The organism is Microbacterium sp. UCD-TDU (genome assembly GCF_000340625.1).
Taxonomy (GTDB): domain Bacteria; phylum Actinomycetota; class Actinomycetes; order Actinomycetales; family Microbacteriaceae; genus Microbacterium; species Microbacterium maritypicum.
This window is the reverse complement of the sequence record NZ_KB454447.1, coordinates 544,347-557,765: the sequence shown is the minus strand read 5'-3', so window position 1 is coordinate 557,765 and position 13,419 is coordinate 544,347. Positions and strand designations below refer to the sequence as shown.

The following is a 13,419-nucleotide window of genomic DNA, read 5'->3' as shown; positions in this document are numbered from 1 at the left end:
CGAGGTGTTGACCAGACGTACTCTCAGACCATGCCCGTGATGACGCTGGCATCAGTGCGCGGAGCCTTATGAGGGCCGCCGAGGACGAGGAGGACGACGATGTCACCGCAGATCACCCCCATCGCAGACACCGCCCAGGATCTGGAGCTCTCGGAGCGCATCCTCAACCCGGATGGAAGTCGCATCGCGAACCCTCGGCTGGACCCCTTCGTCGCGGATGTCGATGCGGAGCAGTTGCGCTCCCTGCTGCGTGACATGGTCATCCTCCGGCGGATCGACGCAGAAGGCGTCGCCCTCCAGCGTCAGGGACAGCTCGGTCTCTGGGCTCCCTGCCGGGGCCAGGAGGCGACGCAGATCGGCACGGCGAGGGCCATTGCTGCGCAGGACTTCGTGTTCCCCAGCTACCGCGAGACCGGGGTCATCTACGCGCGAGGCGCCCAGCCCGGCGACTATGTGCGCATGTGGCGCGGAGAGGAAGGCGCCGCATACGACCCCGCCGCCCTCGGGGTCGCGCCGTTGCAGATCATCATCGGCGCGCAGACCCTGCACGCCGTCGGCTACGCCCTGGGCATCCAGCACGACGGCGCCGACGAGGTCGCCGTGACGTACTTCGGAGACGGAGCGACGAGTCAGGGCGACGTCAACGAGGCGATGATCTTCGCCGCGTCGTACCAGGCGCCCGTCGTCTTCGTCTGCCAGAACAACCACTGGGCGATCTCCGAGCCTGTCGCCGTGCAGTCGCAGTATCCGATCGCCGGACGTGCACCCGGCTTCGGCATCCCCAGCGTCCGCGTCGACGGTAACGACATCCTCGCCTGCATGGCGGCGATGCGCTGGGCGCTCGAGCACGCACGGTCCGGCAAGGGCCCCGCCTACATCGAGGCGGTCACGTATCGCATGGGTCCGCACACGACGGCGGACGATCCGACGCGGTACCGCGACGAGGCCGAACTCGAGTCCTGGCGCCGGCGCGACCCGATCGCTCGGCTGGAGGCGCATCTGCGCGCCGCCGGAGCGCTGACGGACGAGCACCAGGCGGAGACCCAGGCGGCAGCCGACGTCGTGGCGAAGGAGATGCGCGCCGCATGCCTCGGCATGGTGACGCGCCCGCCTCTCGCGGTCTTCGACGGTGTCTATGCCGAGCCGCACACCGGACTCGAGCGTCAGCGCGACGAGTACGCCGCGTATCTCGCATCGTTCGAGAGCGAGGCGTCGGCATGACCGAACTCACTCTCGGAAAAGCACTCGGCGCGGGCCTGCGTCAAGCGATGCGCGATGACGACAAGGTCGTGCTCCTCGGTGAGGACATCGGCAAGCTCGGCGGTGTGTTCCGCATCACCGACGGGCTCCTCGACGAGTTCGGCGCTGCGCGGGTGATCGACACTCCGCTGGCGGAGTCCGGCATCGTGGGAACTGCTGTCGGTCTGGCCTTCCGTGGCTATCGCCCCGTGGTGGAGATCCAGTTCGACGGCTTCGTGTATCCCGCGTTCGACCAGATCGTCGCCCAGGTCGCGAAGCTGCACTACCGCACGCAGGGGCGGGTGAAGATGCCCATCACCATCCGGATCCCGTGGGCGGGAGGCATCGGCGCAGCCGAGCACCACTCCGAATCGCCGGAGGCCTACTTCGTGCACACGGCAGGACTGCGCGTGATCGCGGTATCGAACCCGGAGGACGCGTACCGCAGTCTCCGCCAGGCGATCGCCTCGGACGACCCGGTGATCTTCTTCGAGCCGAAGCGTCTGTACCACCACAAGGGCGAGGTCGACCTCGAGGCGCCGCTGGCCGATGCACCGCCGATGGGACTCGCTCGCGTCGTGCGCACCGGAACGGATGCGACACTGATCACCTACGGGGCGATGGTCTCCACCGCACTGCAGGCGGCCGAGGCCGCCGACGACGAGGGGATCTCGCTCGAGGTGATCGACCTGCGTTCGCTCTCACCCGTCGATTACGACTCGGTCGCCGCCTCCGTGCGCAAGACCGGTCGGGTGGTCGTGGCGCACGAGGCCTCCCGCGAGGCTGGAGTCGCCGCCGAGGTGATCGCGAGCATCACCGAGCGCTGCTTCGAGTACCTCGAGTCCGCGCCGCTGCGCGTCACCGGCCATGACATCCCGTACCCGCCGGCGAAGCTCGAGAAGTACCATCTGCCCGATCTCGACCGGCTGCTGGACGCCGTGGATCGCGTACTGGACCGACCCAACAGTCTGACGGGAGCAGAGGCATGATCGCGGAGTTCCGTCTTCCGGATCTCGGAGAAGGCCTGACCGAGGCCGAGGTGGTGACATGGCTCGTCGCGCCCGGTGACACCGTGACCCTCAACCAGACGCTGGCCGAGGTCGAGACGGCCAAGGCGGTCGTCGAGCTGCCGTCTCCCTACGAAGGCACGGTGTCGACGCTGCACGCCGAGGCCGGCCAGACCATCGCCGTCGGTGCCCCTCTGATCGCTTTCGACGTCGTGGGAGAGGAGCCGACCGCGCCGACAGGTGCTTCCGACTCCGCCGAGAAGGCCCAGCCGAACCTCGTCGGCTACGGTGCCGCGCCCACGAGTGCAGGTCGGCCCGCACGACGTGCCCGCAGGATCGGCGGCACGCCGGCCCCGGTGGACACGGCCGTCCTCGAGGCGGCGCCGCACGATGCCACCCCGTCGGCGGCCGTCGACGCGGTGATCGAGCGCCCGCGCTCCACTCCGCCGGTGCGTGCACACGCCAAGCGCCTCGGCATCGACCTGGTGCTGGTCGCGGCAGCGGTGGGGGACCGGGTCATCACCCGGAGCGACGTGGATGCGTATGCGGAGCGAGTGGGCCACACGGGTGCGACGGCCGACGAGACGTCGGGTATCCCCCTGGCATCGCCCTCGAGTCCGGCGGCGCTCGGAGACGGGGAGCGTGAGATACGCATCCCCATCCGCGGCGTGCGCAAGCACACGGCGGCCGCGATGGTGCAGAGTGCGTTCACCGCCCCACATGTCACCGTCTTCCACACGGTCGATGTGACCGCCACGATGGACCTGCTCTCGAGCCTTCGCGACGATCGCGCGCTCAGCGCACACCGGATCGGCCCGCTCGCGGTGGTCGCGAAGGCCGTGTGCCTCGCGCTGGGCCGGACCCCGGGACTCAACTCCCGGTGGGACGAGGCTGCGGGCGAGATCGTTCAGCACAACTACGTGGATCTGGGGATCGCCGCGGCGACGGATCGCGGACTGATCGTCCCGATGATCCGGGATGCGGAGCGGCTGACGCTGCTCGGCATGGCGGACGCGGTGCGGTCGCTCGCCGAGGTCGCGCGTTCGGGGAAGACCTCGCCGGCCGAACTCGCCGGCGGCACGTTCTCGATCTCCAACATCGGCGTCTTCGGCGTCGATGCCGGAACGCCCATCCTCCCGCCGGGCCAGTCGGGGATCCTCGCCGTCGGCGCGGTGCGTCGCCAGCCGTGGGAGCACCATGGCGAGATCGCGCTGCGGCAGATGATGACGCTCAGCCTCTCCTTCGACCACCGCCTCGTCGACGGAGCCGAAGGAGCCCGATTCCTCAAGGACGTCGCCGACATCCTCGAAGAGCCCGGACGGGCGATGCTCCTCAGATAGTCGCGCGCAACGCCGCATCCGCCATCGCGATCAGCACGGTCGCGGTGGCGGAGTGCCGCCTGGCGGCAGCGCGCGTGCTGTGCGGCGTCGAGTTGATGAGCCCGAAACAGGCCTGCACCCGCAGACGCAGCTCGTCCTGATCGGCGCCGCCTTCAGGCGCCTGCAAAGGCGACAGCGCGGCCATCCACAACTCGATGTATGCCCGCTGGAGGCGTCGAACCTCGGCGCGGTCGGCCTCGGACAGGAACGCGACATCCCTGTCCTGCACCTGGATGACCTCGGCGTTGCCCAGGGCGAAATCGACGTGGAAGCCGATCAGCGCGCGCATCCGCTGATCGGCAGTCGGCGACTCCGCGGCGACGCGACGACCGCCCGAGATCAGGTCCTGACTGACCTTGACGAGCACGGCACCCAGCAGAGCCTGTTTTCCGGCGAAGTGGCGGTACACGGCCGGCCCGGAGACACCGACCGCGGCGCCGATGTCTTCAAGGCTCACCCCGCTGTATCCGCGCGCGGCGAACAGGCGCGCGGCGGCGTGCAGGATCGCATCGGACCGTTCGGCCTTGGCGCGGTCTCGGGCTGTGACCGGGCTTGTCATCTCAGTTAATCCTCGCTAACCTGAATCAACGGGTTAGTGAACACTAACCGAAAGTGCATGCACCGCGCCAGGGTCCGCCCTCGCGGACGTGGGTCGAGGAGGACATCACGATGCCCGCAACCCAGGAATCACTGGCGCACGAGCTGCGAGCGCGCCTCGCGACCGCGGCGCGCGGCGGACCGGACGCTTCCCGCGAACGGCACATCGCCCGCGGAAAGATGCTCCCTCGCGACCGCGTCGCCCGTGTGCTCGATGAGGGCAGTCCGTTCCTCGAGGTCGCCCCGCTCGCCGCCGAGGGACTGTATGGGGGAGAGGCGCCGGGAGCCGGCGTGATCGCCGGTATCGGTCTCGTCCACGGTCGACACGTGATGGTGGTCTGCAACGACGCCACGGTGAAGGGTGGCACGTACTACCCGCTCACGGTCAAGAAGCACCTGCGCGCACAGGAGATCGCCCTCGAGAACCGACTGCCCTGCCTCTATCTGGTCGACTCGGGAGGAGCTTTCCTGCCGAAGCAGGACGAGGTCTTCCCCGACCGCGAGCACTTCGGCCGGATCTTCTTCAACCAGGCGCGCATGTCGGCCGAAGGAATCCCTCAGCTGGCCGCGGTGCTCGGTTCCTGCACCGCCGGTGGCGCCTATGTTCCCGCCATGAGCGACGAGACCGTCATCGTCCGCGGTCAGGGGACCATCTTCCTCGGCGGCCCCCCTCTCGTGAAGGCCGCGATCGGAGAGATCGTGACCGCCGAAGAGCTGGGCGGGGGCGAGCTGCACGCACGGCGCAGCGGTGTCGTCGACCATCTCGCCGAAGACGATGAGCATGCGCTCGAGATCCTCCGCGACATCGTCGCGACGCTTCCTCCTCCCGCGGCGCCCGCCTGGGAGGTGCTGAACAGCCGCCCTCCGTCCGAGACGACGAGCCTGTACGACGCCGTCCCCGTCGACGTGAACGCCGCATACGACGTGCACGAGGTCGTCGCCCGTCTGGTCGACGGCGACACCTTCCTCGAGTTCAAGCCCGAGTACGGCACGACCCTGGTCACCGGATTCGCCCGTCTGCACGGGCACCCCGTCGGCATCGTCGCGAACAACGGTGTGCTGTTCAGTGAATCGGCGCTCAAGGGAGCGCATTTCATCGAACTCTGCGACCAGCGGGGCATTCCGCTGCTGTTCCTGCAGAACATCACGGGGTTCATGGTCGGCTCCGATGCCGAGGCCGGCGGCATCGCGAAGGACGGCGCGAAGATGGTCGCCGCCGTGGCCAGCACCAGGGTGCCGAAGCTCACCGTGATCATCGGCGGATCGTTCGGGGCGGGAAACTACTCGATGTGCGGTCGGGCCTATTCGCCCCGGTTCCTGTGGACCTGGCCCGCGAGCCGCATCTCCGTGATGGGTGGGACGCAGGCCGCGTCCGTGCTCGCGACCGTGAAGGAGGATCAGCTCTCCGCCCGGGGCGACTCCTGGACGAGCGAGGACCGTGCGCAGTTCGAGGCTCCGATCCGTGAGCAGTACGAACACCAGGGCGAGCCCTATTACGCCACGGCGCGACTCTGGGACGACGGCATCGTCGACCCCGAACAGACCCGCGACCTCCTGGGCCTGGCTCTCGATGTCGTCTCCCGCAGCCCGCTGCCCGAACCGCGCTTCGGCGTCTTCCGGATGTGAGTGCCATGTCCCTGTCTTCGAACACCGTCACCTTCCACACGGTTCTCGTCGCCAATCGCGGGGAGATCGCCCGCCGCGTGATCCGCACCCTCCGCGCGCTCGGCATCCGCAGCGTCGCCGTCTACAGCGATGCCGACGCCTCGGCGCCCCACGTGCGTGAAGCGGACGAGGCCCTGCGGATCGGCCCCGCGCCGGCGGCCGAGTCGTATCTCGACATCGATGCCGTGATCGCCGCTGCGCGCAGCACCGGCGCGCAGGCCATCCATCCCGGATACGGGTTCCTGTCCGAGAGCGTCGGGCTGGCCGAGGCCTGCGCAGAGAGCGGCATCGTCTTCATCGGCCCCTCCATCGAAGCCCTGCAGATCATGGGCGACAAGGCCCGCGCACGCGAGCACGTGCAGCGCTACGGCGTTCCGGTCGTCCCCGGCTTCGATGCGAAAGGCCTGTCCGACCTCGAGATCGCCGAGGAGGCGGACGGCGTGGGCTACCCGCTGCTCGTCAAGCCCAGCGCCGGCGGGGGCGGTAAGGGCATGGAGGTCGTTGCGGACGCCGCGGGCTTGCGGGGGGCTCTCGCCTCCGCGCGCCGAGTGGCATCGGCAGCGTTCGGCGACGACGCGCTCATCCTCGAACGCCTCATCCGACGCCCGAGACACATCGAGGTGCAGGTCTTCGGAGACGCGCAGGGCACGGTCATCGCACTCGGCGAGCGCGAGTGCACCCTGCAGAGACGGCATCAGAAGGTCATCGAGGAGGCGCCGTCGGCGGGCATCCCCGCCCCCACCCGTGAGCGACTGCTCTCGGCAGCCGTCCTCGCCGCCGAGAGCGTCGAGTACGTCGGCGCGGGCACCGTCGAGTTCCTCATCGATGCCGATGCGCCCGACGAGGTGTTCTTCATTGAGATGAACACCCGCCTCCAGGTGGAGCACCCCGTGACCGAAGAGGTCACCGGTCTCGATCTGGTCGCTCTCCAGCTCCGCGCGGCCGCGGGGCTGGAGCTGGAGGTCACTCCGCGTCTGCGCGGCCACGCGGTCGAGGCACGTGTGTACGCGGAGTCGCCGGAACGCGGGTTCCTTCCCTCCACCGGGACGGTACTGCTGTTCGATCCGCCGTCGGGCGTTCGCGTGGATGCGGCGATCGAGACCGGGAGCGAGGTGACCGGGTTCTACGACCCGATGATCGCGAAGGTGATCGCTTTCGCCGACGACCGCGCCACTGCGCTCGCGCGACTGGACGAGGCGCTCGCCCGCACGGTCGTCCTGGGCGTCGAGACCAACATCGCCTTCCTCCGCACGCTCTGCCAGGACCCGCGCGTCATCGAGGGCGACCTCGACACCGGGCTCATCGAGACCCTCCTTCCCCTCGGCACGCTGAGGCCGTCGCCGGCACAGCTCGCGGCGGCGAAGGACGCGGTCGCGGGAACCGTCGCGCCGATGCGGACCACCGCCCTGTGGCGCGATCTTCCGGGCTGGCGCCTGGGAGCCGCGGATGCGGCGCCGCCTCCGTTCGTCGCGCGCACGGATGACGACGAAGAGGTCGCGCTCGACGAAGGGTCGGCTTCGAGATCGCGAGGCGTTGTCCACGCCGCAGTCGACGCTGACGGCGCCGTGTGGGTAGCCGAGGACGGTCACACGGTTCGGCTCCGCCCTCTCGAGCGGAAGCAGCGGATGAAGCGTCGGCTGTCCGCGCGCGAAGCGGGATCCGCGGCGACGGAGCCGGAGGGGCGCGCTCCCATGCCCGGAAGCGTCGTGGCCGTGCACGTCGCGGACGGGGATACGGTCGCCGCGGGCGACGCGCTCGTCTCGATCGAGGCTATGAAGATGGAGCATCCGGTGCTCGCGCCCCACGACGGTGTGGTGCATCTGCTGGTCGCCGTGGGTGACCAGGTGCGGCGCGACCAACCAGTCGCCCGCGTGACGACGGAGGAGAGTTGAACATGGAAGACCTGTCTGCAGAGGAGCGCGAGCTCGCGGCCATGGTGCGCGAGTTCGCCGACACGGTCGTCGCACCGCAGGCCTACGAGGCCGACCGCACGCACACCCTGTCGATGGACGTCGTGGCGCAGATGGGCGATCTCGGCTTGTTCGGTCTGCCGTTCCCGGAGGAGTACGGAGGACAGGGCGGTGACTACATGGCTCTCGGTATCGCGATCGAGGCGCTGGGCCGTGTGGATCAGTCCATCGCGATCACGCTCGAAGCGGGGGTGAGTCTCGGCGCGATGCCGATCTATCGCTTCGGTACCGAAGAGCAGCGCCGGGAGCTGCTCCCTGATCTGCTCGCGGGGCGGGCGCTGGCCGGTTTCGGGCTCACGGAACCGGAGGCCGGAAGCGACGCGGGGGCGACCAGGACCACGGCGCGCCTCGACGGCGATGAATGGGTGATCGACGGCTCCAAGCAGTTCATCACCAACTCGGGAACACCGATCACGCGCTTCGTCACCGTCACCGCGGTGACGGGGAACGAGAACGGGCGCAAGGAGATATCGACGATCATCGTCCCCAACGGCACGCCCGGGTTCACCGTCGAGGCACCGTACGACAAGGTCGGCTGGAACGCCTCAGACACCCATCCGCTGACGTTCGACGGCGCACGGGTACCCGCCGGCAACCTCCTGGGCGAGCGGGGGAGCGGCTTCCGCAGCTTCCTCAGCATCCTCGACGAAGGACGCATCGCGATCGCTGCTCTCTCCACGGGCGCAGCGGAGGGCTGCCTGGAGGCGGCGGTCGAGTACGCGAAGAGCCGCACGATCTTCGGTGCCGCGCTCAGCACCCGCCAGAACGCCCAGTTCACGCTGGCCCGCATGCGCGCTCGGGTGCACACCGCTCGTCTCGCCTGGCACCACGCTGCGCGACTCCGCGATGCGGGGAAGCCGTTCGCCGAGGCCGCGGCCATCGCGAAGCTGGTCGGCGGGGAGGCCGCGATGGACAACGCCAGGGACGCGACGCAGATCTTCGGCGGGAACGGCTTCATGAACGAGTTCCCGGTGGGACGTCACTACCGCGATTCGAAGATCCTCGAGATCGGCGAGGGCACCACCGAAGTGCAACTGCTCGTCATCGCTCGTGGACTCGGACTCGCCGGGTAGCGTGGCGGTATGACCACGCACGACATCCTGCAGAGGGGTCTGTACTACGAAGAGTTCGAGCTCGACGCCCGCTACCTGCACCGGCCGGGGCGCACGGCGACCGAGGCCGACAACGTGCTCTTCACCACGCTCACCATGAACACGCAGGCCCTGCACCTGGATGCGGCGTTCGCCGATGCCCAGGACCCGTTCCGCGCGCGCCTGATGAACTCGATGTGGACGCTGTCGACCATGGTGGGTTCCTCCGTGGCCCAGCTGACGCAGGGGACTCTGGTGGCACAGCTCGGATTCGGCGACGTGGCGTTCCCTCATCCGCTGTTCGCCGGCGACACGCTCTACACCGAGAGCGTGGTCACAGACAAGCGCCTCTCCTCGTCGCGCCCGGGGCAGGGCATCGTGACCATCGCGCACACCGGGCGTAACCAGGACGGCACTGTCGTCGCCACCGCCGTGCGATCGGTGCTCGTCCACTGCCTTCCAGAAAGGACCACCTCATGACGTTCGACCTGGGTCCGGCACTTCTGTTCTGCCCTGCCGACCGTCCTGAGCGCTTCCAGAAGGCATCCGAGCGGGCCGATGCGATCATCCTCGATCTCGAGGATGCGGTGCTTCCGGATGCGAAGGATGCCGCGCGGCGCAATGTGATCGCGGCCGACCTCGACCCGAGCCGTGTGATCGTCCGCGTGAACGCACCAGACAGCGAGGCCTTCGCGGCCGACCTCGCGGCGCTGGCGCAGACCGACTTCCGCACGGTGATGGTGGCGAAGACGGAGGACGTGGAGAGCCTGGCGGCCTTCGATGAGCGACACTCGCTGATCGCCCTGTGCGAGACGGCGCGCGGTATCCACGCAGCCGACCGCATCGCCGCGCACCCGCGGGTCTCGGCCATGATGTGGGGCGCCGAGGACCTCGTGGCCTCACTCGGAGGGACATCATCACGGCATGCGGACGGTGGCTATCGCGACATCGCCCGCTACGCCCGCGCTCGCGTTCTCCTCGAATCCGGGGCGCACGGCAAGGCCGCGATCGACGCGGTGCACATCGACCTCGAAGATGAAGACGGGCTCCGACACGAGGCCATCGACGCCGCCGCATCCGGCTTCACGGCGACGGCCTGCATCCATCCGAACCAGGTGGCGGCGATCCGGGCGGCCTATCGTCCCGACGAGGCGACCATCGCCTGGGCGCATGCGGTGCTCGCCGCCGCCGAGACCGAGCGCGGGGTCTTCCGATTCCAGGGACGCATGATCGACGAGCCGGTGCTCCGCCATGCACGCGCGGTCACCTCCCGCGCCGTCTGATCAGAGGACGGGCGACTCTTCGAGCAGACGCAGATAGCCCGGCGCCGCGACGAAGCGGTGCACGGAGCCGTTCTGGAGGACCTCGCCCTCGCGGGGGAGCGTGCCACCGGAGACGTGGTCGATCACGGCGCGGATCACCCCACCGTGCGCGACGACGATCACCGACTCCGCGCGGGGTGTCGATCGCCGTCGGGCCTCGCGCGCGATCGCGTGCAAGGCCGCGATGGCCCGTTCTCCGACCTCGTGCAAGGATTCCGCGCCCGGGACCTCGGCATGCCAGTCGCCGTAGGTTCTGATGTAGTCCGGCACGAGCATGCCTTCGCCGTCGCCGAACTCCCGCTCGCGGATATCGGGTACGACTCCCGCGATCTCCAGCCCCAGGCGATCGGCGATGATCTCGGCGGTCTCCTTCGCCCGCAGCAGCGGGCTGGTGTAGACGGCGTGATGCTCCGTCGCGGCGAGCTTCTCCGCCGCCCACCGGGCATCCTCACGTCCGGTCTCATTCAGGGGGATGTCTGTGGAGCCCTGGATGCGCTTGGCGAGGTTCCAGTCGGTCTGACCGTGGCGGACGAGGGTGAGGTGGGTCACGAGAGGAGTTCCTGGAGTGCGGGGAGCACGTCGCTGGTGCCGGCGGCGATGGTGACATGCGCCCAGGCATCCGCGCGCGTCGGCTCACGGTTGACGATGATCAGGGGGATGTTGCGACGTCGAGCACGCTCGACCAGGCGCACACCGGAGTTCACGACCAGCGAGGATCCGGCCACGATCAAGGCAGTGCTGGAGCGCAGCAGCGACTCCGCCGCACGGAAGCGATCCTGCGGCACGTACTCGCCGAAGAACACCACGTCCGGCTTGAGCATGCCGGCGCAGACGGTGCACACGGGGACGACGAACCCCTCCGTGTTCTCGGGAAGGACGTCGCCGTCCGGGGCGAGCGCGATATTCTCCGGCACGGTGATCCAGGGATTGAGCTCTTCGATCTGCACGGCGATGTCGCGGCGGTCGAAGACCTGTCCGCATTGCAGGCACAGCACGCGGCGCATCGTCCCGTGCACCTCGATGACATGCGTGCTCCCCGCCCGCAGATGCAGTCCGTCGACGTTCTGGGTGATGACGCCGGACACGGAGCCCGCGGCTTCGAGCTGGGCGAGGGCGGTATGGCCGGCATTCGGCTCCGCCCTGGCGAAGGCGCGCCAGCCGAGGTGTCCGCCCACCCAGTAGCGGCGCCGCGCAGCCTCGTCGCCCAGATAGGTCTGGATCGTCATCGGGTCGCTGCGGGTCCGTGCTCCTTCGCCGCGATAGGCGGGGATGCCGGAGTCGGTGGAGATGCCGGCGCCAGTGAGGAGTGCGATGCGCTTCTCACGCAGCAGCTCGGCGGCGTGGGCGATGGTGGCCGACAGCTCGGCGGGATTCGACACGCTCACAGGACCTCCTCGAGCGAGTCTACGGTGCCCGGGCGTGCGGCGGACCCGACCGACGGGGGTGGCTCTCGGAGATGTCGGTGCGGGACGACCCCCGGGCGATGGCAGAGTGGAGCCCGTGGAACTGCTGCCTGTGACCGACGCCGATGACCGACGCCTCGATGACTATCGTGCACTCACCGACACCGCCCTGCGGAGTCTTTCCGAGCCGTCCGGCGGGCTGTACATCGCGGAATCGACGAAGGTGATCGCGCGGGCCGTCGCGGCGGGCCACCGGCCACGCTCCCTGCTGGTGCAGGAACGCCGGGTAGACGACATCCGGGAGATCGTCGGCGATCTCGATGTGCCCGTGTACGTCGTGCCGGACGAGATCGCCGAGGCGGTGACAGGCTTCGCCGTGCACCGCGGGACGATCGCGTCCATGCATCGGCCCGAGCTGCCGTCCGTGCACGACGTGATCGACGGTGCGTCCCTCGTACTGATCCTGGAGAACATCGGCGATCACACCAACGTCGGGGCTGCCTTCCGCGCCGCCGCCGGACTCGGGGCCGATGCCGTGCTCGTGTCGCCGGGTGGCGCCGACCCGCTCTACCGTCGCAGCGTCCGCGTGAGCATGGGCACCGTGTTCCAGGTGCCGTGGACACGGATCACGGACTGGGAATCCGCGATCGCGGATCTTCACGCCGCAGGTTTCGACATCGCCGCCCTCGCGCTGCGCGACGACGCCGTCACGCTCGACGCTTACGCCGCCGATCGCCCGTCCCGCGTCGCCCTGGTCATGGGGTCGGAGGGCGACGGTCTCTCCCGGGAGGCCATGGACGGCGCGGACACCGTCGTCACCATCCCCATGAGCGGGGGAGTGGACTCGCTGAACGTGGCATCAGCGGCCGCGGTCGCGCTCTGGTCGATGAAGGCCTGACGCGCTCAGTCCCGCTCGGGAAGGAACACCGGCGAGGGGTCGGGGCGCTTCGCCGCGAGGTTGTCTCCCGACGACTGGTGCCGCAGCCGCCGAAGCACCCAGGGCACCAGGTGCTCGCGCGCCCAGCCCAGGTCTTCCGACCGGGCCTCGCGCCACGTGCGCAACGGGAACGGCTCGGGCTGCATGGCCTCGAGGTCATTCGGCACGTTCAGCGCGCGCAGCGCCATACGGGCCACCTCGTGGTGGCCGAGGGCGTTGTAGTGCAGGCGGTCGTCGTCGAAGAACCGCATGTCCTGCACGACCTTGAGCGCCCACTGGTCGGCGACGATGCAGTCGTGGCGCTCGGCGATCGCACGGACGTTCTCGTTGTAGATGGCGACCTTGCCGCGGAAAGCGCGGAAGACGGGGGTGAAGGCGGTGTCGACGCCCGTGAAGAGCAGGATGGCCGCGCCTGTGGACGACAGGCGCGCAACGGCGTCTTCGAGCTGACTCGCGATGGCATCGGGGTCGGTGCCCGGGCGGATCACGTCGTTGCCACCCGCACAGATCGACACCAGGTCGGGGTGCAGCGCGATGGCCGGCTCGATCTGGTCGGCGACGATCTGGGCGATCAGCTTGCCGCGGACCGCGAGGTTCGCGTAGGCGAAGTCGTCCACCTGCGCCGCGAGCACTTCGGCGACGCGGTCGGCCCACCCGCGGTGGCTGCCCGGATGCGCGGGGTCGGGGTCGCCGATGCCCTCGGTGAACGAATCGCCGATCGCGACGAAACGGCGCCACGGGTGCGCGGTCTCGTTGGGGACATAGGGGGTCCGAGTCGAATCCTGGTCGGTCATCCAGCTCTCCTTCAC

General features: G+C 69.2%; 13 protein-coding genes. 9 read left to right on the top strand and 4 right to left on the bottom strand.

Translation table 11 applies throughout. The features are described from left to right. The first annotated feature begins 99 nt into the window (after positions 1-99). From pdhA to D514_RS32965, 3 genes are read left to right on the top strand one after another with little or no spacing between them, the layout of a single operon-like run. Positions 100-1,221, top strand: a complete 1,122-nt coding sequence (pdhA, locus tag D514_RS32975; protein WP_017830652.1) for a pyruvate dehydrogenase (acetyl-transferring) E1 component subunit alpha — start codon at positions 100-102, stop codon at positions 1,219-1,221. Then, positions 1,218-2,228 (top strand): alpha-ketoacid dehydrogenase subunit beta, encoded by a 1,011-nt coding sequence (locus D514_RS32970; protein WP_017830651.1) that lies wholly within the window; start codon positions 1,218-1,220, stop codon positions 2,226-2,228. The genes pdhA and D514_RS32970 overlap by 4 nt, the downstream gene beginning before the upstream one ends. Beyond that, entirely contained in the window at positions 2,225-3,586 is a 1,362-nt protein-coding gene (locus D514_RS32965) for a dihydrolipoamide acetyltransferase family protein (protein WP_017830650.1), read from the top strand. The genes D514_RS32970 and D514_RS32965 overlap by 4 nt, the downstream gene beginning before the upstream one ends. Here D514_RS32965 and D514_RS32960 read toward each other — a convergent pair. Next, positions 3,579-4,184, bottom strand: coding sequence for a TetR/AcrR family transcriptional regulator (locus D514_RS32960; protein WP_017830649.1), 606 nt, complete (start codon positions 4,182-4,184; stop codon positions 3,579-3,581). The two genes, D514_RS32965 and D514_RS32960, sit on opposite strands and share 8 nt — an antisense overlap. A 110-nt stretch (positions 4,185-4,294) precedes the next feature. On the opposite strand from D514_RS32960, the gene D514_RS32955 reads away from it, so the two are divergent. From D514_RS32955 to D514_RS32935, 5 genes are read left to right on the top strand one after another with little or no spacing between them, the layout of a single operon-like run. After that, positions 4,295-5,848 carry a carboxyl transferase domain-containing protein gene (locus D514_RS32955; protein ID WP_051056619.1) on the top strand — a complete coding sequence of 518 codons (1,554 nt, stop codon included), beginning with the start codon at positions 4,295-4,297 and terminating at the stop codon, positions 5,846-5,848. A gap of 5 nt (positions 5,849-5,853) precedes the next feature. Further along, positions 5,854-7,779, top strand: a complete 1,926-nt coding sequence (locus D514_RS32950; RefSeq protein ID WP_017830647.1) for a biotin carboxylase N-terminal domain-containing protein — start codon at positions 5,854-5,856, stop codon at positions 7,777-7,779. Next, positions 7,776-8,930: an acyl-CoA dehydrogenase family protein gene (locus tag D514_RS32945; RefSeq protein WP_270411066.1), complete on the top strand. Its 1,155-nt coding sequence runs from the start codon at positions 7,776-7,778 to the stop codon at positions 8,928-8,930. The genes D514_RS32950 and D514_RS32945 overlap by 4 nt, the downstream gene beginning before the upstream one ends. 9 nt (positions 8,931-8,939) lie before the next feature. Beyond that, positions 8,940-9,428: a MaoC family dehydratase gene (locus tag D514_RS32940; RefSeq protein WP_017830645.1), complete on the top strand. Its 489-nt coding sequence runs from the start codon at positions 8,940-8,942 to the stop codon at positions 9,426-9,428. Then, positions 9,425-10,231, top strand: a complete 807-nt coding sequence (locus tag D514_RS32935) for a CoA ester lyase (protein ID WP_017830644.1) — start codon at positions 9,425-9,427, stop codon at positions 10,229-10,231. Before D514_RS32940 ends, D514_RS32935 begins: the two co-directional genes overlap by 4 nt. Here D514_RS32935 and D514_RS32930 read toward each other — a convergent pair whose 3' ends face one another. Continuing rightward, the gene (locus D514_RS32930) at positions 10,232-10,819 is read right to left on the bottom strand and encodes a histidine phosphatase family protein (RefSeq protein WP_017830643.1); all 588 of its coding nucleotides are present in this window, start codon (positions 10,817-10,819) and stop codon (positions 10,232-10,234) included. Next, on the bottom strand, positions 10,816-11,649 hold the full coding sequence (locus D514_RS32925) for a Sir2 family NAD-dependent protein deacetylase (RefSeq protein ID WP_236610989.1): 834 nt from the start codon (positions 11,647-11,649) through the stop codon (positions 10,816-10,818). Before D514_RS32925 ends, D514_RS32930 begins: the two co-directional genes overlap by 4 nt. Before the next feature lie 121 nt (positions 11,650-11,770). Here D514_RS32925 and D514_RS32920 point away from each other — a divergent pair, with 121 nt between their 5' ends. After that, a complete protein-coding gene (locus D514_RS32920; RefSeq protein WP_017830641.1) occupies positions 11,771-12,571 on the top strand; it encodes an RNA methyltransferase in 801 nt (266 codons plus the stop codon). 5 nt (positions 12,572-12,576) lie between these two features. On the opposite strand, the gene D514_RS32915 is transcribed toward D514_RS32920, so the two are convergent. Beyond that, positions 12,577-13,404 (bottom strand): SGNH/GDSL hydrolase family protein, encoded by an 828-nt coding sequence (locus D514_RS32915; RefSeq protein WP_017830640.1) that lies wholly within the window; start codon positions 13,402-13,404, stop codon positions 12,577-12,579. Positions 13,405-13,419 lie beyond the last annotated feature (15 nt).